This window comes from Marinobacterium sp. xm-d-579 (assembly GCF_013282935.1).
Classification (GTDB): domain Bacteria; phylum Pseudomonadota; class Gammaproteobacteria; order Pseudomonadales; family Balneatricaceae; genus Marinobacterium_E.
In genome coordinates this window covers 169732-191011 of the sequence record NZ_WBYP01000002.1, presented here as the reverse complement: position 1 = coordinate 191011, position 21280 = coordinate 169732, and the positions used below count along the sequence as shown (strand labels likewise).

The window sequence follows — 21280 nt, the reverse complement described above, 5'->3', positions numbered from 1 at the left end:
TATTATGAACCTAGCTGTTGTAAACACCCCTTTGAGAGGGTGAAGCCCTTTCCCCTCTCTTTCTTTTTTCTTCCTTTAGATGGCCCGGTCTGTGTAGAGCTCAACATTGGTCAGTTGTGCTACTTCATTGATGTAATCTACAACCTGCGTGGGCATCTGAATATCTTTGATCACGGTTAAGTTGCGCAACATTGGAAAAATCATAACGTCATCCCAGCTAAGCTGCCCACCTCTATCAGAAGGCTTAATTAGCTTAGGCAAATCATTTAAGACCTGCTCTACAAGGGCTTGGTGTTCAGCTGTATTGTCCAGAGCTTGCTCAAAACTGCACTCAATCATTGCTTCCTTGTTTACGCGATAAAAATCAATTGCCGATTGAGTTTCAAACTCAGGCAAACCGATCTGTACATTGCGAGGAAAAAGCAGTGAGAAAATCGCGCGATTTACTGACATCAGTGGTTGTGTGAAACGATCAGAATCACCACCTTCGACAATTACCTGATCAACGTTGCCTAACTCATCCAACTTATGAGCGATATCAAGACTCTCGCCCATAGATTGGCCATCAATCTCTAATATCGGCACCATTTTTTTGCCAACACGCTCAATACAGCTGTCGGCATCGTCATTCAGCAGGTAGACCGACTCAAAATTAACCTGTTTGTATTTAGCGACCATGTCAGCACGAACACAGAATGGACAATGATCATATTGGAAAAGTTTCATAATAACTCTCTTACATCGGGGGTGGCTTATTAGAGCACAACTTATCCATCAGTATGTATCAACCTAGATAAGATAATTGCTATTCTCTATTCAAAGATGTGAGTAGGAGTCTCAATGAACCAAGCCATTCAAGATCTCTATCCAGAGAGCCATAGCCACTGTTTCGGCTGTGGTCGATCAAACGCGGATGGATGGCACCTGAAAAGTTATGTAACAGGTGACACAACTCTAGCTCGCTTCACGCCAGAGAACAAATACAGTGGCGGCGTTCCTGGACACCTCTACGGCGGCGCGGTCGCCTCCCTACTCGACTGTCATGGCACTGCATCAGCGGCCGCTTTAAGCTACCTGCAGAAGCATGAAACACTCGAAAAAGATGCAAAGATTCAACGCCACGTTACGGGGCAGTTGAACATCAAATACCTTACCCCCACTCCAATGGGCGTAGAGTTGCAGCTGCATGGCGAGCTGCTATCCATCGAGGGGCGTAAAGTGCGAGTTAAGTTGACCTTATCCGCCAATGAAAGGCTCTGTGCAGAGGCTGAGATGGTTGCGTTTGGCGTTGAGTGATTGTTGGAGCGGTCTTGTAAAGGCCGCGATTGGTATTCATTAGAGTTTATCTGAAAGCAACAGTGACTGGCTTCAGCCTGTCATCTGCTTTTTCGGTGTTTTCCAGATAGGCATTAAATTCTCACGGCGGATGACAGGCTGAAGGGCAGTCACCGTCAATACCGCTCACACAAAGAAGAAGGCTAGCCGACGCCAGTCGGATAGAAATGCTTTTGATCTTAGGAGATATCGCGGCCTTTTCAAGACCGCTCCAACGTTTTGAATGGATCTTGGGTCGATTAGTATCGACCCGCCATGTCATCCATTGAGATCGGTTTGATCTTACTGCCCTGTCCGGCACAGCCGAAGGCTTCGAAACGATCTTTGACGATACCTGAGGCTGCATCGCGGGCTGCGGCTAGGAATTTACGTGGGTCAAACTCGCTCTTCTTCTCGGCCATCATACGGCGCATAGCACCGGTCATTGCCAAGCGAATGTCGGTATCAATGTTGACCTTACGAACACCGTTTTGAATCCCTTTAACGATCTCCTCTACAGGGACACCGTAGGTCGGTTTCAACTCGCCACCAAACTCACGAATGATCGCTAACCACTCCTGTGGCACGCTGGAACTACCGTGCATCACCAGATGGGTGTTCGGGATTGCTTTATGAATCGCCGCGACACGATCAATTGCGAGAATATCGCCCGTCGGTGGGCGTGTAAATTTGTACGCACCGTGGCTGGTACCAATCGCAATTGCTAGGGCATCGACGCCAGTTTTCTCAACAAAGTCTTTAGCTTCATCAGGGTCGGTCAGCATTTGATCATGGCTCAAAATACCCTCAGCACCCTGACCATCCTCTTCACCGGCTTCGCCTGTCTCTAGCGAACCAAGACAGCCCAGTTCACCTTCAACCGATACACCGACAACATGCGCCATTTCACAGACTTGTCGAGTGACATCGACGTTGTATTCGTAGGTGGATGGCGTTTTACCATCGCTCATCAACGAACCATCCATCATGACACTGGAGAAACCAGAGCGGATCGACTGCATACAGACTGCAGGTGATGCACCGTGATCCTGATGCAGGACAACCGGAAGATCCGGGTGTGTCTCGATAGCCGCCAAAATGAGATGGCGAAGATAAGCCTCACCGGCGTAGGTGCGAGCGCCAGCAGATGTCTGCAGAATCACAGGACTGTCTGTTGCCTGCGCTGCTTGCATGATCGCTTGCACCTGCTCAAGGTTGTTAACGTTAAACGCAGGAACACCGTAGCTATTCTCTGCGGCGTGATCAAGTACCTGACGTAGGGATACAAGTGCCATTATTTACCTCCGAAGAGTCGATTAAGTTATTGAATTGATGGGTTAATCCACCAACTCTGAAAAGTCTTGAATGACGCGATCGGGGTTAGCCGACTCAATCGGTTCACCCATGTTGTAACCGTAAGGAAGTAACCAAACATCAATGCCTGCATTACGCGCCGTGGCCGCATCGATCGAGGAGTCACCCACAAACAGTGCATCCTCTGCTGAGATTTGCCACTGCTCAAGGCAGTCTAAAATTGACGTTGGGTCAGGCTTCTTCACTGGAAAACTGTCGCCGCTGACTACAATATCGAAGAGTTCCGTTAAGCCGTGAGCCGCTAACACACGATCGGTGTATCGGCTCTCTTTATTGGTAACCACTGCCAACTTGACCCCTTCAGACCCAAGCTTTTTAACCACCTCTAAAACATGTGGATAGAGGTAACTGGTGGTACCGCAGCAGCGTTGATAGTGCTTATCAAAGACAGGTAGTGCGCCTGCCAAAATAGCTCCAGACTCAATCTCTTCAATGGATTGGTTGTGGATGTAAGCCAGGGCTTTAATCAACAGCGCACGTGTGCCGTGCCCTATCCACGAGTTGACCTGTTCTTGAGTCACCCTTGCATAACCACACTCTTCTAAAGTGGCATTGGTGGCATCATAGATCTCCGGCGCCGTCTCGACTAAGGTACCGTCAAGATCAAATAACATCGCTTTATACATTTCTGTTACCCCTAAACTCGCTGGCGAACAGCATCAGCAACTGCGTTAGCAGTAATGCCGAAGTACTCATAGAGAACAGGAGCCGGTGCTGAATCACCAAAGCTGTCGATACCTACAACACCGCCTTTTCTGCCCACATATTTGCGCCAGAAATCGGTATGCGCAGCTTCCACTGCAACAGCCGGAAGATCCGATGGAATCGTCTGCTCTTGGTAATCTTCAGATTGGCGATCAAACAGATTGGTACAAGGCATTGAGACAACGCGAGTTGAGATACCCTCAGCCGCTAGAGTCTCTTGAGCCTGCAACGCCAATTGCACTTCAGAACCGGTTGCCATGATCACCGCTTGTGGACTGGCCATATCAGAGAGGATGTAGCCACCTTTGCGAACCTTATCTGCATCAGAGGCCGCCTTCAGTAATTTAGGCATCCCCTGTCGTGACAGCGCTAGAGCAGAGGGACCATCCTGTCGCTCAACCGAGTGCGCCCAGGCCGTTGCCGTTTCAAGGGCATCACAAGGACGCCAGACATCAAGGCCTGGGATGATGCGCAAGCTTGGAACGTGCTCGATACTTTGGTGTGTTGGGCCATCTTCACCCAGACCAATGGAGTCATGAGTAAAGACATGAACCACACGCTGTTTCATCAGTGCAGCCATTCGAATCGCATTACGAGAATAATCACTAAAGGTTAGGAAGGTGCCGCCATAAGGTAGGAATCCACCATGCAGTGCCATACCATTCATAATCGCAGCCATACCAAACTCACGAACCCCGTAGGAGAGGTGGTTACCCCAAGTATCCCGACCCGCATAGGTGGCTGTTTTGAAGTTAGTCAGGTTCGAACCGGTCAAATCGGCACTTCCGCCAAAAAACTCAGGAACAAGAGGTGCGATAGCATCTAGCGCATTTTGACTCGCTTTACGAGTCGCTACGTCCCCTTCTGCTGCTGCAATCTGAGCCATGATATCGGCAATCTTAGATTGATACTCGTCGCTCAACTCACCGGTCATACGACGTCTGAATTCTGCGGCTTTTTCTGGGAATGCTTTAGCGTACTCAGCAAAACGAATATCCCATTCCGCCTCTTCTGCTCTGCCTGAATCGGTGCAGTCCCAAGCGCTCTTCACGTCGCTAGGAATCTCAAATGGCGCATGATTCCAATTCAGTGCAGCGCGTGTCGCAGCGACCTCGTCAGCACCCAGTGCGGCACCATGAACGTCGTGTGTACCGACCTTATTGGGCGACCCTTTACCTATCTCGGTTTTAGTACAGATCAGTGTCGGTTTGCCATCAGCTAAGACCGCTTGAGCTTTGGCTGCACGAATCGCTGCATCGACAGCTGACGCATCATGACCGTTTACATCACGAATCACATTCCAGCCATAAGCTTCAAAACGTGCCGGCGTATCATCAGCAAACCAGCCTTCGACGTGGCCATCAATCGAGATACCGTTGTCGTCGTAGATCGCGATGAGCTTAGACGTTCTTAGGGTCCCAGCCAGTGAGCAGACCTCGTGACTGATCCCCTCCATCATGCAGCCATCACCCAAGAAACAGTAGGTGAAATGGTCCACTATAGTGTGCCCTGATTCATTAAACTCTGCCGCCAACATCTTCTCGGCAAGTGCCAAACCGACAGCATTCGAGATACCCTGGCCTAATGGACCCGTCGTAGTCTCCACACCCGCTGTAACGCCCACTTCAGGGTGACCTGGTGTCTTAGAGTGCAGTTGGCGGAACTGTTTAAGTTCATCGATTGGAAGATCGTATCCCGTTAAATGCAGCAGTGCATAGATCAACATTGAACCGTGACCATTAGAGAGAACAAAACGGTCGCGATCTGGCCAGTGTGGATTGGCTGGACTGTGTTTCAAGTGACGGTTCCAAAGAACCTCTGCAATTTCTGCCATACCCATCGGTGCACCTGGGTGTCCCGATTTTGCGGCTTCGACGGCATCGATCGCTAGAAAGCGAATCGCATTGGCCATCTCATTTGCCATAGCGGCATTCGGTGCTGTTCTGTTCATCTGTTGCTCCTAATTAGCGACGGCCTTAACCACGACCCAAGGCGCGATTACGACGTTCCATCATGCGCCATACAAAGGGTGTGAAGATCAACTGCATTGCCAGCTCCATCTTGCCCCCAGGGACAACAATGGTATTGGCACGTGACATGAAGCTATTGCCAATCATGTTCAAAAGATACTGGAAGTCGATCCCCTTAGGGTTAGCAAAGCGGATAATCACCATGCTCTCATCGGCAGAAGGGATGTCCCGAGCGATGAAAGGGTTAGAGGTGTCGACCATCGGTACGCGTTGGAAATTCACATGCGTATGTTCAAATTGAGGGCAGATGTAGTTAATGTAATCAGGCATGCGACGCAGAATCGTATCCGTTACCGCTTCAGCACTGTAACCACGCTGATTCTTATCGCGCCAAAGCTTCTGCGTCCACTCAAGGTTGATGACGGGAACCACACCGATACGTAGATCTGGGTATTGGGCTATATCGTTCTGCTCAGTTTTCACCGCGCCGTGCAGGCCTTCATAGAAAAGGATATCGGTATCTTTATCGATCTCTTCCCAAGGTGTGAAGGTACCTGGCTCTTGTCCGTAGGGCTCAGCCTCATCTTGGTTGTGCAGGTAGAGGCGTTTTTTACCGGTACCCGTCTCAGAGTAGCTTTTAAACAGGCCTTCGAGCTCATCAAACAGGTTGTTCTCTGGACCAAAGTGGCTGAGATGTTTATTGCCCGCGGCGTCGGCTTGCGCCAACTGCTTTTTCATCTCGGTACGATCGTAACGGTGGAAACTATCGCCCTCGACAATCGCGGCTTTAACATTTTCACGACGAAAGATGTTTGAGAATGTACGAGTAACGGTTGAAGTACCTGCACCTGATGAGCCGGTAATCGCAATAATTGGGTGACGTTCTGACATAATGTTTCTCCAGGTCCAGTAACTTAATCGCGGAATAGACTGCGTTCAGCAAAGAGCGGCATATCTTCGCCTTTCTCTTCGATCGGTTCGTTGTGGTAACGTTCGATGCGCTCGACCTCGTTTTTGGAACCAAACACCAACCCTATGCGTTGGTGAAGCTCGGTCGGTTTCACATCCAGCATGGGGTAGCTGCCAGTACTGGCACGACCACCGGCCTGCTCGATAATCATGCCGACAGGATTCGCCTCATACAGCAGTCGCAACTTACCGGCTTTGCTTGGATCTTTGGTGTCACGTGGGTACATGAATACACCGCCACGCATTAGGATACGGTGCGCCTCCGCGACCATCGAAGCGATCCAACGCATGTTGAAGTCTTTACCGCGCGGACCCGTCGATCCCGCAAGGCACTCATCGACATAACGTTTAACGGGCGCTTCCCAGAAACGGCTATTAGAGGTATTGATCGCAAACTCCTGAGTATCCTCAGGTATGGTGATACTTGGGTGAGTCAACATAAACTCACCTAAAGCGGGATCCAGAGTAAAACCAACTACACCGTTACCCACCGTAAGAATCAGCATGGTCGAGGGACCATAAAGCGCGTATCCCGCCGCTACCTGTTGTGATCCGGGCTGAAGAAATACCTCTTCTTGAATAGGCGCTGTTGCATCATCCGGTGCACGAAGAATCGAGAAAATACTGCCCACCGAGACGTTCACATCAATGTTCGATGAGCCATCGAGTGGATCAAATACAATCAGGTAGCGTCCTTTCGGATTCCCCTCTGGGATATCCAGTGCCTCATCCATCTCTTCCGAGGCCATACCAAGAAGATGTCCGCCCCACTCTGTCGTCTTGATGAAGATGTCATTACTGAGTACATCCAGTTTTTTCTGAGCCTCACCCTGGAAATTGATACTGCCGCCAGCATCTTCATTATGCTCACCGTGCAAGCCCGCTAACTCGCCATAGGCTACGGCTTTAGCGATCTGCTTACAGGCCATCGCCACATCCAAAATCAAGGCGTTAAAATCACCGCTGGCGCTTGGGTAACGACGACGCTCTTCAATGAGGTATTGAGTTAAGGTCGTTCTATTGGTTCTAAATGGCATATCAGTTGCCTCTTATTATTTTTGAAAATCGGTATTGTTAAGCGATCAGTCGAGACAACTGCTCTAAATTCACATCGCTTAATGAGGGAACAATTAAGTCAGCCCCTGTGAAATCATGGTGCTTGGAAAACTCATTAGGGGTTATTACAGTAGCCAATTCGGCGCCTTTAGCGGCTCTTAACCCATTGTTGGTATCTTCAATGGCTATTGCCTCTGCCGATGAGACACCAAGACGCTCCAATGCTTGAAGGTAGACACTAGGATCTGGTTTTTTATTCGGGGCAGTTTCTGCGTTTTCGACAACGGTGAACGTCTCCTGCCAGTCATCGCCCATGGCGTGAGAGAGCAGTGCTTCTATATTGGCTGGACTGGTCGTTGTGGCGATGGCTAGCTTTAAACCAGCAGACTTCGCGGCTTTAATTAGCTCTAAAACACCAGGGCGCATCGCAACCTCTCCGCAAGCAACCATCTCTTCATAACGAGCAGTTTTAGTGGCATGCAGCTCTGGAATGATTGAGTCGATGCGCTCTTCGCTGACTTGAACACCTCGATCAGGCCGTTGGTTCCAGTAGTGACGAATTCGCTCTTTGCCGCCCGAGACTTCAAGCAGCTCTGTATAGGACTCTAAATCCCATAACCAAGTGAGGCCCGCTGTTTCAAAGGCATAGTTGAAAGCAGCCATATGCGCCATTTCGGTGTCTGCCAATGTACCGTCGACATCAAAAATTAACGCTTTAAGTGCCATTTAATACCTTCAGTTATATTCTTATGTTTATTTTCTATTAACTAAGAGTATTCAGTGTGCTAAGTAAGCGCAATTAAAATGAGGTTATATTAGGATTAAGAAATCACTTAACTAACAACCGACGTAAAAAAGCCCCGATGCTTTTACATCGAGGCTTACTAAATAAAAGTTAATCTGCCATCAAATCTCTATCCGCGTCCCACCCCTTTGATTTTGCATGAACAATGGCTTGTTCTTGAATATGTAGGTAACGCACTCGGATCTCATCTGGCAACTGACTGACAGAAAATCCATAATTCTCCCACTCATCATTGACCTGACGCCAGAGTGTCTCCAGCCCCTGCACTAACCAACCCTCACAACTTTCCGTTTCCGGAATCAAACCAAAAGCCCAAGCATCCCTGATGATTTTTCCGGTATCGGTCATCCCTCCGTAAAGGTCATTGTGAATGCCGACGTATGTTTTTGATTTTTGCATAACGACTCCTAACAGGTCAGGCTGGCAAATAAGCTGGGTAGCTTTTCTGGCAGACGATCAACGTTATCGACCACCGTATAGTTATTGGCCCCAAAAATTCGTTTAACATAACTATCAGCATTGGGGTCTAAGGTTAAGCAATAGGTTAAAACACCTTGGCTGTACAGCTCTTCGACAGCTTTCTTGGTATCGTGCCTAAGGTGTTGGGGATCACGCTCATCGATATCAGCTGGTTCCCCATCTGTGACCAACAGGAGCAGCTTGCGGCGTTCAGGTTGTTTCATCAAAAGACTTCCAGCATGTCGCATGGCTGCTCCCATACGAGTTGACAGCCCTCCCGTCATTCCTGCAAGACGACTTTTTGCTTCGTCATTAAAGCTCTGATTAAAATCTTTAAATTTAAAGTATTGAACATCGTGTCGACCATCAGAAGCGAATCCATGTATCGAAAAAGGATCACCGATGCCATTGATCGCGCTTGAAACCAGCGTCGCTGCTTCACGCGTCAACTCAAGCACACTTTTATCAGATCCCTCCATGGTCTCATTCGTCGACTCAGATAGGTCCAACAATACAGTCACTGCAAGATCGCGATTTTTGACAACATTACGCATTGTGATTCTGGGGTTGGGTTGTTCACCCATTCTGATGGCAATCATCGCATCGATGGCCGCATTCAGATCAATCTCATCACCATCTTCCATATTTCGCTCTCTTTGAACGCCATCCGGTGAGAGAAGATCAACAACCTGTTTAATTTTCTGCACTATCGGCTTATGTTCTTGAAAGATCCGATCAATCGTTTCTGGATCCCCTTTTTGAGCTCTTTTTTCGTACACCGTTGCCCAATCGGGTCGGTATAACTGCACCTGATAATCCCACTCCTGATAGTGGTATGGATCTGAAATAGGCTCTTTACCCCAGCGGTCATTAAAAGACTCGGTCGCTTCACCTGCATCCTCATAAGGCATGAACTCTGTCGCGCATACCCAAACTTCTTGGGCATCATCGCCCGCTAGCTCACAGTCCACCTCATTCGCCATTTCGACGGCACTGACATACTTTCTTACCTGTCGTTGCGAAGCGGGAATATACTCCAGACCATGCTCAGCTAGATTGAAAGGCTCAAACTCCCAAACAAAACGATTATCATCACGATAAGGTGTGCGCATGGACTGCAGAATACGTAGACTGGGCACCTCTTTACGGTCATCAAACAGAGCAAAAAGCGCCAGTCCTAACTGAAAGCTGATTTCAGAAGAGTCTTTTTTAGCAGAAATTTCATGATGAAACTTAGCCGATAATTCATTCAACTCTGGGTCGTCTGATCTTACTGTTTCATCCATCAGCATCAATGCAAACTGACCCAACCGCTGTAAGGTTGGGTGTTCCTCACGGCCCTCCGGCTCAATTGACAGTAACGCTTGCCAAGTGGAACGCAGTCCAGGAAAGTCTTGCATCGCACAATACTCAACCCTGGCATCTTCGATCAATGCGATAAAGAACATCTGCGCCTGACTAAGGCCGCTAGCATCCATTCGGTCAGTCGTATAACTCATATGAGCAGCAGCGTGTGCCACTTGAGCACGATATAACGAGACGCCATCCACCTGGTTGAGATCATCAACCGCATCTGGCAAATGCATAACATGATGTTCAATGTAAGGTTTAAAGTCTTCGTAATCTGCCGAGGTGGGACGAAGAAAAAAATCTCTTCCCCATAAAGCCCTTAAGTAAAAATTTAATTTGCGTTGCGCATCAATAAACAGCGTACCCTTGCGCTCTTGTTGCAGCATTTTTTGACTATCAGCGGTCTTGAGCTCGAAATAACTGACTAGATTAACAAAATCTCTTCGATAAGCATCCGCCCCAAAGTTAGCCCAACGTCGAAGTCCTGAAAGCGTCAGCTTTGATAGCAGCTCATCCATATGATTCAGCATCGGCCTAAGGCCGCGAGCTGCCTTAGCAGACAATTGATGGATGAGAGTAAGGTACCCTCTCAGCAATTCAGGATCACCAAGACGATTTGCAGCAATCGGCAGGGATTGCAATAACAGAGTAATGACTTCACCAGAGGTCATCGAAGCGAGTTTCATGGCTGCATGAATACAGTCACTCATGACATCCTCACCACACTCTTTCACGACCTGTGGCATGCATTCAATAAACGCGATCACGAGCTCTTTACCACGACCTAGATTCGCCAAACTCTGTGCACCCTCAAGATAGTCTTGTAAGGCAGGCGATGACATCACTCGTGCGGCTTCATGAAAGTGACTCTCTAAAACATCGTTCATTTCTGGAGCGATGCTCTCAAGAGATTGACGATACTGGTCCATGTCGATACTCATCGGTGCTGCCCCTGTTAGCTCACAAAAAATGTGTTGACTGCAGCATCTAGGGTTTCTCGCATATCTGGATCATCGGTCAATGGTGTTACTAACGTCATTTTGCACGCAGACAACGGATCTACACCTTCAGCGATCATCTGCCCAGCATAGACAAGCAAACGAGTTGATATTCCTTCATCAAGGCCGTGCCCTTTCAAATTCCTCGCACGGTGGGCTATTTGAACCAATTTATTGGCGATATCAAGACCCACACCTGTCTCTTTATCTACAATTTCAGCTTCATCATAATCTTTCGGATAGTCAAAGTTCATCGCACCAAATCGCTGTTTAGTGGATTGTTTAAGATCTTTCATCAGGCTTTGATAACCGGGGTTATAAGAGATAACCAATTGAAAATCAGGGTGCGCCTCGATCAGTTCCCCTTTTTTATCCAAAGGCAGTGTTCTGCGATGGTCAGTTAAGGGGTGAATCACAACGGTGGTATCTTGTCTTGCTTCAACGACCTCATCCAAGTAACAAATTGCCCCTATTCTGGCAGCTGTCGCTAATGGACCATCCTGCCAATGGGTACCGTCCTTATCGAGCAAAAAACGTCCAACCAGATCTGAGGCCGTCATATCTTCGTTACAGGCAACCGTAATCAGAGGACGCTTCAGTTTCCAGGCCATATACTCCACAAATCTTGATTTGCCGCATCCCGTTGGCCCTTTGAGCATCACCGGCATACGTCTTGCATAGGCGGCTTGATACATATCGACCTCATTGCCTACCGCCTTATAAAAGGGTTCGTCCTTGATAATGTATTGATCCGTATTCACTGCACTCATACTCTTACCTTTTGTATCCATTGAGAGCAAAACCCCCTCATTAGAGGGGGTATCTATAGCGTTATACTGGGTTGCCTCGGTAAACCACCATCTCAGCACCTTTTGACTGAGCATAGTTGTCATAACCGACCAACCTAACGTGGTTATTAGGGTGGGCTTGGTGGCAAGCTTCAGCCTCATTCAGAACTCGATCAACGTCGGTCTCACCGAACAGTGGCAACTTCCACATGTACCAGTAGTGATCGAACGCATTCTCTGGCTCTGTATGCTCTATCGCCGGGTTCCATCCTTTAGACACGATGTACTCAACTTGCTTTCGAATTTGTTCAGCATTCATCTCAGGCAGGTAAGAGAATGTCTCGAATTTACGGCTATTCACATCACTCAGGCTTGATGCGTAATCTTGCATTTCACTCATCATCTATTCCTCAACTCTAATAAGAGCTCAATTTATTAAGGAGGGTCTCTAAGGAACCCTCCCATTACTTTATTTATGAGAGACGTCTAGCTTATCGACCGTATCGAATTCAAACTTGATCTCTTTCCAGGTTTCCATGGCAACTTTTAGCTCAGGGCTGTGCTCGGCTGCAGAGAGAAGGATTTGTTTACCATCTTTCTCAAGTTCAGCACCGTGATTTCGCGCTTCAACACAGGCTTCAAGAGCCACACGGTTCGCAGCTGCACCTGCGGCATTACCCCACGGGTGACCCAAAGTACCACCACCAAACTGTAGAACTGAGTCATCACCAAAAATGTTAACCAATGCAGGCATGTGCCAAACATGGATACCGCCCGAGGCAACCGGAATAACACCCGGCATAGATCCCCAGTCTTGATCAAACATAATGCCGCGACTGCGATCCTCTTTTGTAAAAGAGTCACGCATTAGATCGATCCAGCCCAAGGTCGCCTCACGGTCACCTTCCAACTTACCAACCACCGTGCCAGAGTGAAGATGGTCACCACCGGAAAGACGAAGCATCTTAGTCAGCACTCGGAAATGGATACCGTGATTAGGGTTGCGGTCTAGAACAGCGTGCATGGCACGGTGAATGTGCAACAACATGCCATTTTCACGACACCAATTTGCTAGACCTGTGTTAGCGGTAAAACCACCGGTCAGATAATCGTGCATAATGATCGGGGCGCCGATCTCTTTTGCGTATTCGGCACGCTTATACATCTCTTCCGGAGTTGGAGCTGTCACGTTCAGGTAGTGACCTTTACGCTCACCCGTTTCAGCTTCGGCTTTTTCAATGGCTTCCATGACAAAATCAAATCGTTGTCTCCAGCGCATGAACGGTTGAGAGTTAACGTTCTCATCATCCTTGGTAAAATCGAGACCACCGCGAAGACACTCATAAACTGCTCGTCCGTAGTTTTTGGCTGACAAACCCAGCTTAGGCTTGATGGTGCACCCCAACATTGGACGACCGTATTTGTTCATAATGTCGCGCTCTACCTGAATGCCGTGCGGTGGTCCACCACAGGTCATTACATAGGCGACTGGAATACGAACATCTTCCAATCGCAAAGAACGCACTGCCTTAAAGCCAAATACGTTACCAACAAGAGAGGTCAATACATTGACAACAGAGCCCTCTTCGAACAGGTCAATTGGGTAGGCAATGAATGCGTAGAACGCCTCGTCATTACCAGGAACATCCTCGATAGCGTAAGCGCGGCCTTTATAGTACTCAAGATCAGTGAGCAGATCTGTCCACACGGTCGTCCAAGTACCGGTAGAAGACTCTGCCGCAACTGCTGCTGCCGCCTCTTCACGTGGCACTCCATCTTGTGCAATTACCTTAAAACACGCCAGAAAGTCCGTATCTTTTGGTGTGTAATCGGGCATCCAATACGTCTCACGGTACTCCTTTACACCTGCTTGATAGCTTTTTGCCATGGTCAATTTCTCCTGTTGGATTAAACCTTGATTATTGTTGTGCTGTTTGAGTGCCAGGCTGAGATCAACTTAGCAATCGCTTAAGAGAGACGTTATGGGAAAGTAATATTAAGAACAACACAGACTTTCTTATCAAAATGATAAGTAATTACTTAACATAACTATTCAACCAATAATTAAATAGATACTGTTTACATTAAGGTTAATCTTAACTATCTTGAATTAACCACAATAAATAACTCAAATCATTAATCGGAGGAGCCAGTGCGTAATACCACCTTTCGTCAGCTCAGAGTCTTTAACGAAGTCGCAAAACAGCTGAGTTTCATTAGAGCCGCGGAATCACTTCACCTAACACCTCCGGCGATTACCATGCAAATTAAAGAGCTTGAAAGTAACGTAGGCATGCCGTTGTTTGATCGTGCTGGCAAAAAAGTCACGCTGACCACAGCCGGTGAATATATGCTTGTCTACGCTAGAAGAATTCTAGCGACCGTTAAAGACGCTGAAGATGCAGCAGCAAGATTAATTCACGCAGAAGCTGGAACAATTACGATAGGGATTGTTAGAACCGCAAAATACTTCATGATGCACCTTATTTCTGAATTCATTGAAGAACATAAGAGCGTCGACATAAAGCTATCGATTGGTAATCGTGAACAGCTGCTCAAATCTTTGCAAAACAATGAAGTTGATCTCGCTATTATGGGTCGACCACCCAAAGAGATGCGGACCCGAAATGAACCCTTTGCGGCTCACCCACACGTTTTTGTGGCCGCGCCCACAAACCCGTTATTTTTAAGAAGCCTGGATGAGCGGTTAACACCCGAGGAGCTGCGAGATATCCCGTTTATTGTTCGTGAAGAGGGCTCAGGCACACGAGCAGCGATGGAACGCTTTTTCGAGGGGAGAAGTATTGAACCGCATTATAAGTTTGAACTGGATTCCAACGAAATGATCAAACAGGCCGTAATGGCCGATCTGGGGATAGGATTTGTGTCACAGCACACAGTCGGTTTAGAACTGGAGCACCAAAAACTGGGGATACTCAATGTCGATGGCGCACCCATTGTTAGAGCCTGGAACCTTGTGCATACACAATCGAAGGTACTCTCCCCTGCTGCAGAGGCGTTCCGATACTTTATGCTTGAGCGTGCAGAGAGCTTCCTAGCTGAGCAGTTTGGGCGGTTAGAGTAGATTTGCGCGATCTTTTCGGTGACTGGCCTTCAGCCTGTCAACCGCATTTCTATCCGACTAGCGTCGGCTAGCCTTCTTCTTTGTGTGAGCAAAGAAGAAGCAAGAAAACACACCCCGCTCCTTCGGCCTTCGGCACACTGCGCGCGATACTCTTTTTCTAACATCAAAAGGCACATTTCAGACAGATGATTTGCTCCTGCATCATCTGCATACAAAACATCGTGTTTCTAAGCCTGCTCCGTGCAGGCGCTGAAACTCTCGCCCATCCGGGGCTCGATCCTTTCAACGTCTTAACGAAAAAGAGCACCGTGCTCGTTCTCAGTCGGACGGGGAACGGGGTGCCAGATTCGAATCTGGCGCTGTTGGAGCGGTCTTGAAAAGGCCGCGATAGGTATTAAGTTAAGCTTAGCTAGGAGCACCGGTGTCTGGCTTTAGCCTGACATCCACTTTCTCAGCGTTTTCCAGATTATTAGTAAATCTTACCAGCGGATGACAGGCTGAAGGCCTGTCACCAAAGATCGCGGGCTTTTTAAGACCGCTCCAACTTAGATTACCTACGCGCTGCCTTGAGTGTATCCGCAATCATAAACGCTAACTCAAGTGACTGGTCAGCATTGAGGCGTGGGTCACACTGGGTGATGTAGCGTTCTGCTAGGGCAGATTCTGTGATTTGGTAGGCACCACCGACACACTCGGTTACATGGTTACCGGTCATCTCAAAGTGGACACCACCGGCGTAGCTACCCTCTGCCTTGTGAATCTCGAAGAAGGATTTCATCTCTGAGAGGATCGCATCGACCGAGCGGGTTTTGTAGCCGCTGCTCGCTTTTACCGTATTGCCGTGCATCGGGTCGTTGCTCCAGACCACATTTACGCCCAGATCATTCACAGCACGCACTAGCTGTGGCAGGTGATCGCCGATCTTCTCGGCACCCATGCGGGCAATCAGATTGATACGACCTGCTTCGTTCTCTGGGTTTAAAATCTCCAGAAGACGTTTCAAATCATCCACTTGAGTGGTTGGACCTACTTTTACACCAACGGGGTTTTGAACACCGCGCAAGAACTCCACGTGAGCATGATCAGGCTGGCGAGTACGATCACCAATCCAGAGCATGTGCGCTGAACAGTCATACCAGCCGTTGGTCAAACTGTCTTGACGCGTTAATGCCTCTTCATAAGGCAGCAAGAGTGCCTCGTGAGAGGTGTAGAGTGTTGTCTCAGAGAGTTGCGGCGTATTGTCAGAATTCAATCCGCAGGCCGCCATGAACGACAACGCTTGATCGATCTGTGCGGCTAGCGCTTCATACTTTTCATGCGCAGGCGACTGAGACACGAAGCCTTGGTTCCATTTATGAACCTGATGCAGATCGGCAAAGCCACCACGTGAGAAGGCGCGCAGTAGGTTTAATGTGGCTGAGGATTGATGATAAGCCTTCAACATACGCTCAGGATCTGGAATCCGTGCTTCTGCAGTAAACTCGGCCGAGTTGACGTTGTCACCACGGTATGAGGGTAGCTCGACACCATCAATCGTCTCAGTATCACTAGAGCGAGGCTTAGCGAACTGACCAGCAATGCGCCCGACTTTTACAACAGGACAACTGCCCGAGAACGCCAATACAACGGCCATCTGCATCAGCAGTTTAAACGTGTCTTTAATCTTATCGGCACTGAACTCGTTAAAGCTCTCTGCACAGTCACCACCCTGTAACAGAAACGCTTCACCACGACTGACACGAGCCAGATCAGCTTTTAAAGATCGGATCTCTCCTGCAAAAACCAAAGGCGGCTGTTGTTTCAGCTCAGCCTCAATCGATTGCAGTGCCGTTAGGTCTGGGTAAGTCGGTAACTGTTTAACCGGCAGATCGCGCCAGCTATTGGGCGTCCATACGCTCATGTGAAATATTCCTTTAGGTGGTGATTAAAGAGGTTGCTAGTCTACTAAATTAATGCCAACAACTGCAGTAGGTAGAGCCCGAAAGTTATCGTGATCATCGACACAAAGGTCGTCAGAACAATAATGTTGGCGGCAAGCTCATCGTCATCTCCTGCAATTTTAGCCATCACATAACTGGCAGCCGCGGTAGGAGATGCGAGAAACAGAAACAGAGTCCCTAACTCCATTCCACTGATACCCAAGTAGGCGCCAATGGCCGTGAACAGCAGCGGCACCCAAATCAACTTTACCAGCGTGGCATTGACGGCCAACCAACCCGACAGTCGAAAGGCTTTTAACGACAGCGTTGCGCCAATGCAGAGCAGTGCTAGCGGCAGTGACATAGAGCCGAATAGTTGCGCCGACTCCTCTACCCAGAGTGGCAATCGCAAATGCAACAGTGACAACAGCGCACCAATTAACACCCCGATAATCATCGGGTTCAGCACCACCTCTTTGGCAACAACCAATGGCGTAGGGCGATAGCGTGTACTGAAGACCGAAAAGAGCACAACCGAAAGACCGTTGTTTAGGATTCCCGCTAAACCTGCCATTAATCCGGCCACTTGCAGCCCCTCATTGCCATAGAGGCTCAATACCAGCGCCAGTGCGATGATGCCATGATTACCTCTGAAACCCGCCTGAATAAAGACAGCACGCTGATCCGGCCGAATCCACCGATAAGCGACGAATCCCATGAGTATGACTACTGCGAAGTTGGCCAGGATGTAGTAGCCAAACAGAACGGAATCAAGCAGTCCCACCACGTCCGCTCGGTAAGTAGCTAAACCTAACAGCGTTGGCAGGGTCGCCTTGTAGACCAACATCGAGGCACCACTGATGAAGCCATCACTCAACAGATTAAAACGCTTTAGCAACAATCCGATGATGACCAGAGAGAAAATGGGTGCCGTAACAGCAAAAATTTGAGCAAAGAGCTCGAAGTGATTCATTTAGAGTCCAATAGGAATAACAAAGATGATTATTATCCCTTATTGGCTCTACGCTTGTAACACCTAATCAGCTAATTGATCTAGCAACTCTGCAGCTAATTCAGCTGGGTTGATCGGTTTCGAGATGAAGCCGTTCATGCCAGCTTTTTTCGCATTATCACGATCGGACTCAAAAGCAGCAGCGGTAAGGGCAATAATTGGCAACGCCTTAGCCTTATCACCCGCCTCGCCAGCACGAATAGCTTTAGCCACTGCCAAACCATCCATCTCTGGCATGTGAATATCTAGGAGAATAAGGTCCGGTAGTGATTCTCGGATTGCAGCCAGTGCTGCCTTCCCTCCATCAGCCGTCGTAACTTTCATTCCCATCTTGTTAAGCAAGCCTTGTGCAACCATGCGGTTGGTTGGACTATCATCCACCACCAACAGTTGCTTACCTGCCAATTCTTTAACACTATCAAAGGGGTTAAGCGCTTGGACCTCAGTTTGGATTTGATCAGCTGAAGCCAGCTCAACCGGTAACTCCAGGGTAAAACAGCTACCCTCACCCTCTTTACTGGTAACGGTGATGCCGCCTTGCATCAATTCAGCCAACTGCTTGGAGATACTTAAACCTAGGCCAGAACCACCAAAGCGGCGACTAATAGAGTCATCGGCCTGGGTAAAGCGCTCGAACAAGTTTTCGATCTGATCGGCGCCCATACCTATACCTGTATCTTCAACAGCGATCTGCCAGCGCGGCTTTACACCTTGAGCATCAATAAGTTCAGAACGAATAGTTACGCTACCCTGTTCAGTAAATTTAATGGCATTACCCACAAGGTTAGACAATATCTGTTTAATACGATGGTTATCGCCGAGTAGGTTAACCCTCTCTAAGCTGCTCTGCATGAGGAGTTCCACACCCTTTTGCTGGGCAACTGGCTTAAACAATGCCGAAACCTCTTCGAGCATCGATTTGGGCGAAAAACTGCGTTTTTCCAGCATTATTCCGCCCTGTTCCAGCCTCGAGATATCCAAAATATCATCCACTATGTTACGCAGCGCATTAGCAGAGGACTCAATCAAATTGAGGCGAGACTTGAGTTGCGTATCAACACACTCCTCTTTAGCCAACACCAACATACCCAATACCCCATTGAGAGGCGTACGTATCTCATGACTCATGGTCGCAAGAAAACGCCCCTTAGCCTCCGCGGACTCTTCCGCCAGTGAAAGAGCGTTTTCAAGTTTTTGACCTTGCCTGCTCAACTCTTCTGAGCGTGCCAACAACGAAGCAATTGAAAAGGCGACCAGCAAAATCAAAATGAACGTCACTACTAACCAAAAGAGTGCAATGGGGCTGCCAATTAGCGCAAATTGCGAAAGGGTTGCTTTCGGTAATATCTGTATAAAATAGAGAGGATGGCTTAGCTTAATTTTATTAATGCTCTTGGTATCTATGTGGTTTACATTCAACTCCTGCTGCATGAGGGTTGTTAAATCTTTGCTAGGATCAGCGCGTTGAAAGAATGCGACCTTATCCTCAAACTCAAAAACCTGTGAAGAATCACCCACCTCAATTAGCGCCGTCTGCTCCCATAAAGCGGGGTAGAAATCGCCAACGCGAGCATCCTTTAAATTTAAAGAGTCAGCCCAGAGAGGAAAACCCTCAGGCGCCAAAACCATTGAACCGCTCTTAGTTGCTATGAAGTTTTGCTCCTCTTTATGCGGGTCATACTGAGCATAAATTTGAAGGAAGGAGGCCGCATCATAGTTATAAATCCAAACGCCACGTTTATTGCCCAATGTATCGAAGGCAGGTACGGCGAGGCGAATCACAGGCTGATGTGGAACCTCTACAACACCATTTTCAACATTGAGATCAATTTCAGAGACATAGATCTCATCTAATCCTAAGGCTTTGGCTTCAAAAAAGTAGGCACGGCTAGATTTATCCTGAAGCTCAGTTTGTTTCACTACATAGACTCCAACAGCGGAACGGTTAGCTCTAATTAGCTCCAATCCATTTAAGTCTAGAAGCCTCGCTTGCAAAACGAACGGGTCATTATCTATAACTGAGACTAGCTCTTGCTCCAACAGTAGACGCAAGTTCTCCGGACGACCTGTCAAATAGTTCTGACTTAAGCTTGAAGAAGCACGGACGTGAATTTCGCTCACAAAACGCAGAAGCTGTTGGTTAAATTGGTGTAAATTTGAATCTAAGTGTGAAGCAGCAAATTGGAGCTGTTCTTGGTAACGTGCGCGATCGATGTGCTGAATGATTGGCACCAGAGCCATCAAAACAAGGGTTGTGATAAGCACAGTAAACACGGCAGTACGGGTCAACAGGGTACTAATCGGGTTTGAGCCTTCAGGATTTAAATCAGTAGGCTTTTTTTGCTCAACTTGCGCTTGCTTAACGACCACCAGTTCAACAACCAACCAACATACCAGCGCTAAAATAAATAGTCGCGGGAAAAGTTCTAACTCTTCAACATCAAAAAATTGTACAAATCCCAACAAAATTACAACCACCAGCGATAGCATAAAACGCCTCGCCAGTTTCACTGGAGCAACAAAATAGACAGCAACTGCAGCTGCAGGGAGGAACAGCATCCCCGACTCTTGATTGGTGTATAACTCGTAGACCGTGACTAACCAGAAAAGAATAAGAAACAATTTTGCCCTGTGTGGGTAGGCTGGATAAAATTTGCTGACTGCTGCGTGACCAATAAAAAGACACGCTGCCATCAAAGTTCCCTCTGGATTAGAGAATCCAAAGTCATTAGAGACTAGCCCCAAAACAGGTACTACAAGCACACCTAAAGCAGCAAAAAGACCTATAAAGTCTCTTAATTCATATCTTCCACTTTCTGTAACGGCTTTTTCACCCTCTAACATCCTAATAAAAACCAAACCACCGACCAGAGCCGCACTGAGAGACCGTAATCCGAACAACAATTGATCATCGTTAAATTTTTGCAAGGTAATGATTAGAAGTGCTAGTAACCCAAGATAGAGATAAAAACGACGGTGCTGATTGGGAAGCAAGAACATAGCAATCAACATCGAACCTGGAACCATCGAAAAGGGGGTGTAGTCCACTGTTAACAGACCAAAAGCGAAGAGTGGCAATAGCAACCAGACAACTGTAGTGAGTAATAAGCGGCCAGACTTAGCGCCCCTAGCAAGTTGTATGAATGTTGAAGCTAGCAGCGTCATAACGATAGGGAATACAACCCACTGTGCTGTACTCCATCCAGTTTCAACAAGTAGTGGCAAAGTGCGAGTGACCATCGCCATCAACAACACAGCAATATATCCCATGCCAGTAAAACGCTGTGCTCTAAGTTCGTCGCTACTGATTTTTGAAAACCAACTCTCTGGATTCACTCTCTTTAACAAATGCATAACGCTATTCTTTACCTATTCTGTAAACCGTCTGCTTGAATAAACGACTGAAAAAAACTTCTGTTACGGCAAATTAAGCAAGTTTTATGCCAATTAATCACAAAAAACCAAGCGAATAAAAA

The 21280-nt window shown here is 47.8% G+C and carries 17 protein-coding genes; 2 read left to right on the top strand and 15 right to left on the bottom strand.

Going from position 1 to position 21280, the window contains the following annotated elements; all coding sequences use genetic code 11:
* Window positions 1-75 precede the first annotated feature (75 nt).
* Window positions 76-726 (bottom strand): glutaredoxin 2, encoded by a 651-nt coding sequence (grxB, locus tag XMD579_RS04590; RefSeq protein WP_173505936.1) that lies wholly within the window; start codon window positions 724-726, stop codon window positions 76-78.
* Between the two features lie 114 nt (window positions 727-840).
* On the opposite strand from grxB, the gene XMD579_RS04585 reads away from it, so the two are divergent.
* The gene (locus tag XMD579_RS04585; protein ID WP_173505935.1) at window positions 841-1296 is read left to right on the top strand and encodes a PaaI family thioesterase; all 456 of its coding nucleotides are present in this window, start codon (window positions 841-843) and stop codon (window positions 1294-1296) included.
* A 278-nt stretch (window positions 1297-1574) separates the two neighbouring features.
* Here the strand turns inward: XMD579_RS04585 and fba are convergent, their stop codons facing one another.
* From fba to XMD579_RS04530, 11 genes are all read right to left on the bottom strand, one after another.
* Window positions 1575-2609, bottom strand: coding sequence for a class II fructose-bisphosphate aldolase (fba, locus tag XMD579_RS04580; RefSeq protein ID WP_173481511.1), 1035 nt, complete (start codon window positions 2607-2609; stop codon window positions 1575-1577).
* A gap of 42 nt (window positions 2610-2651) precedes the next feature.
* Window positions 2652-3314 (bottom strand): phosphoglycolate phosphatase, encoded by a 663-nt coding sequence (gph, locus tag XMD579_RS04575; RefSeq protein WP_173505934.1) that lies wholly within the window; start codon window positions 3312-3314, stop codon window positions 2652-2654.
* Between the two features lie 11 nt (window positions 3315-3325).
* A complete protein-coding gene (tkt, locus tag XMD579_RS04570; RefSeq protein ID WP_173505933.1) occupies window positions 3326-5344 on the bottom strand; it encodes a transketolase in 2019 nt (672 codons plus the stop codon).
* A 25-nt stretch (window positions 5345-5369) separates the two neighbouring features.
* A complete protein-coding gene (locus XMD579_RS04565) occupies window positions 5370-6254 on the bottom strand; it encodes a phosphoribulokinase (RefSeq protein WP_173481514.1) in 885 nt (294 codons plus the stop codon).
* 23 nt (window positions 6255-6277) lie between these two features.
* On the bottom strand, window positions 6278-7369 hold the full coding sequence (locus XMD579_RS04560) for a class 1 fructose-bisphosphatase (RefSeq protein WP_173505932.1): 1092 nt from the start codon (window positions 7367-7369) through the stop codon (window positions 6278-6280).
* Between the two features lie 37 nt (window positions 7370-7406).
* Window positions 7407-8114 (bottom strand): HAD-IA family hydrolase, encoded by a 708-nt coding sequence (locus tag XMD579_RS04555; RefSeq protein ID WP_173505931.1) that lies wholly within the window; start codon window positions 8112-8114, stop codon window positions 7407-7409.
* A 169-nt stretch (window positions 8115-8283) separates the two neighbouring features.
* Window positions 8284-8592, bottom strand: a complete 309-nt coding sequence (locus XMD579_RS04550; protein ID WP_173481517.1) for a hypothetical protein — start codon at window positions 8590-8592, stop codon at window positions 8284-8286.
* 8 nt (window positions 8593-8600) lie between these two features.
* Window positions 8601-10943, bottom strand: coding sequence for a nitric oxide reductase activation protein NorD (locus XMD579_RS04545; RefSeq protein ID WP_173484260.1), 2343 nt, complete (start codon window positions 10941-10943; stop codon window positions 8601-8603).
* A gap of 14 nt (window positions 10944-10957) precedes the next feature.
* Complete coding sequence (locus XMD579_RS04540) at window positions 10958-11770, bottom strand: CbbQ/NirQ/NorQ/GpvN family protein (protein ID WP_173484313.1); 813 nt, start codon at window positions 11768-11770, stop codon at window positions 10958-10960.
* 61 nt (window positions 11771-11831) lie between these two features.
* Complete coding sequence (locus tag XMD579_RS04535; protein ID WP_173481520.1) at window positions 11832-12188, bottom strand: ribulose bisphosphate carboxylase small subunit; 357 nt, start codon at window positions 12186-12188, stop codon at window positions 11832-11834.
* A gap of 69 nt (window positions 12189-12257) precedes the next feature.
* Window positions 12258-13676, bottom strand: coding sequence for a form I ribulose bisphosphate carboxylase large subunit (locus tag XMD579_RS04530; protein WP_173481521.1), 1419 nt, complete (start codon window positions 13674-13676; stop codon window positions 12258-12260).
* Window positions 13677-13940: 264 nt separating this feature from the next.
* Here XMD579_RS04530 and XMD579_RS04525 point away from each other — a divergent pair, with 264 nt between their 5' ends.
* Window positions 13941-14873 carry a LysR family transcriptional regulator gene (locus tag XMD579_RS04525; protein WP_173481522.1) on the top strand — a complete coding sequence of 311 codons (933 nt, stop codon included), beginning with the start codon at window positions 13941-13943 and terminating at the stop codon, window positions 14871-14873.
* 550 nt (window positions 14874-15423) lie between these two features.
* Here the strand turns inward: XMD579_RS04525 and XMD579_RS04520 are convergent.
* The 3 genes from XMD579_RS04520 to XMD579_RS04510 form a co-directional block, all read right to left on the bottom strand.
* Entirely contained in the window at window positions 15424-16773 is a 1350-nt protein-coding gene (locus XMD579_RS04520; RefSeq protein ID WP_173505930.1) for a class II 3-deoxy-7-phosphoheptulonate synthase, read from the bottom strand.
* Between the two features lie 44 nt (window positions 16774-16817).
* Complete coding sequence (locus tag XMD579_RS04515) at window positions 16818-17765, bottom strand: AEC family transporter (RefSeq protein ID WP_173494373.1); 948 nt, start codon at window positions 17763-17765, stop codon at window positions 16818-16820.
* Window positions 17766-17828: 63 nt separating this feature from the next.
* The gene (locus XMD579_RS04510; RefSeq protein ID WP_173505929.1) at window positions 17829-21158 is read right to left on the bottom strand and encodes a hybrid sensor histidine kinase/response regulator; all 3330 of its coding nucleotides are present in this window, start codon (window positions 21156-21158) and stop codon (window positions 17829-17831) included.
* Between the last annotated feature and the right edge of the window lie 122 nt (window positions 21159-21280).

Excerpts from the sequence above, each read along its gene's own strand:
- grxB (WP_173505936.1), bottom strand. The coding sequence starts at position 726 with ATGAAACTTTTCCAATATGATCATTGTCCATTCTGTGTTCGTGCTGAC.
- XMD579_RS04585 (WP_173505935.1), top strand. The coding sequence starts at position 841 with ATGAACCAAGCCATTCAAGATCTCTATCCAGAGAGCCATAGCCACTGT.
- fba (WP_173481511.1), bottom strand. The coding sequence starts at position 2,609 with ATGGCACTTGTATCCCTACGTCAGGTACTTGATCACGCCGCAGAGAAT.
- gph (WP_173505934.1), bottom strand. The coding sequence starts at position 3,314 with ATGTATAAAGCGATGTTATTTGATCTTGACGGTACCTTAGTCGAGACG.
- tkt (WP_173505933.1), bottom strand. The coding sequence starts at position 5,344 with ATGAACAGAACAGCACCGAATGCCGCTATGGCAAATGAGATGGCCAAT.
- XMD579_RS04565 (WP_173481514.1), bottom strand. The coding sequence starts at position 6,254 with ATGTCAGAACGTCACCCAATTATTGCGATTACCGGCTCATCAGGTGCA.
- XMD579_RS04560 (WP_173505932.1), bottom strand. The coding sequence starts at position 7,369 with ATGCCATTTAGAACCAATAGAACGACCTTAACTCAATACCTCATTGAA.
- XMD579_RS04555 (WP_173505931.1), bottom strand. The coding sequence starts at position 8,114 with ATGGCACTTAAAGCGTTAATTTTTGATGTCGACGGTACATTGGCAGAC.
- XMD579_RS04550 (WP_173481517.1), bottom strand. The coding sequence starts at position 8,592 with ATGCAAAAATCAAAAACATACGTCGGCATTCACAATGACCTTTACGGA.
- XMD579_RS04545 (WP_173484260.1), bottom strand. The coding sequence starts at position 10,943 with ATGAGTATCGACATGGACCAGTATCGTCAATCTCTTGAGAGCATCGCT.
- XMD579_RS04540 (WP_173484313.1), bottom strand. The coding sequence starts at position 11,770 with ATGAGTGCAGTGAATACGGATCAATACATTATCAAGGACGAACCCTTT.
- XMD579_RS04535 (WP_173481520.1), bottom strand. The coding sequence starts at position 12,188 with ATGAGTGAAATGCAAGATTACGCATCAAGCCTGAGTGATGTGAATAGC.
- XMD579_RS04530 (WP_173481521.1), bottom strand. The coding sequence starts at position 13,676 with ATGGCAAAAAGCTATCAAGCAGGTGTAAAGGAGTACCGTGAGACGTAT.
- XMD579_RS04520 (WP_173505930.1), bottom strand. The coding sequence starts at position 16,773 with ATGAGCGTATGGACGCCCAATAGCTGGCGCGATCTGCCGGTTAAACAG.
- XMD579_RS04515 (WP_173494373.1), bottom strand. The coding sequence starts at position 17,765 with ATGAATCACTTCGAGCTCTTTGCTCAAATTTTTGCTGTTACGGCACCC.
- XMD579_RS04510 (WP_173505929.1), bottom strand. The coding sequence starts at position 21,158 with ATGCATTTGTTAAAGAGAGTGAATCCAGAGAGTTGGTTTTCAAAAATC.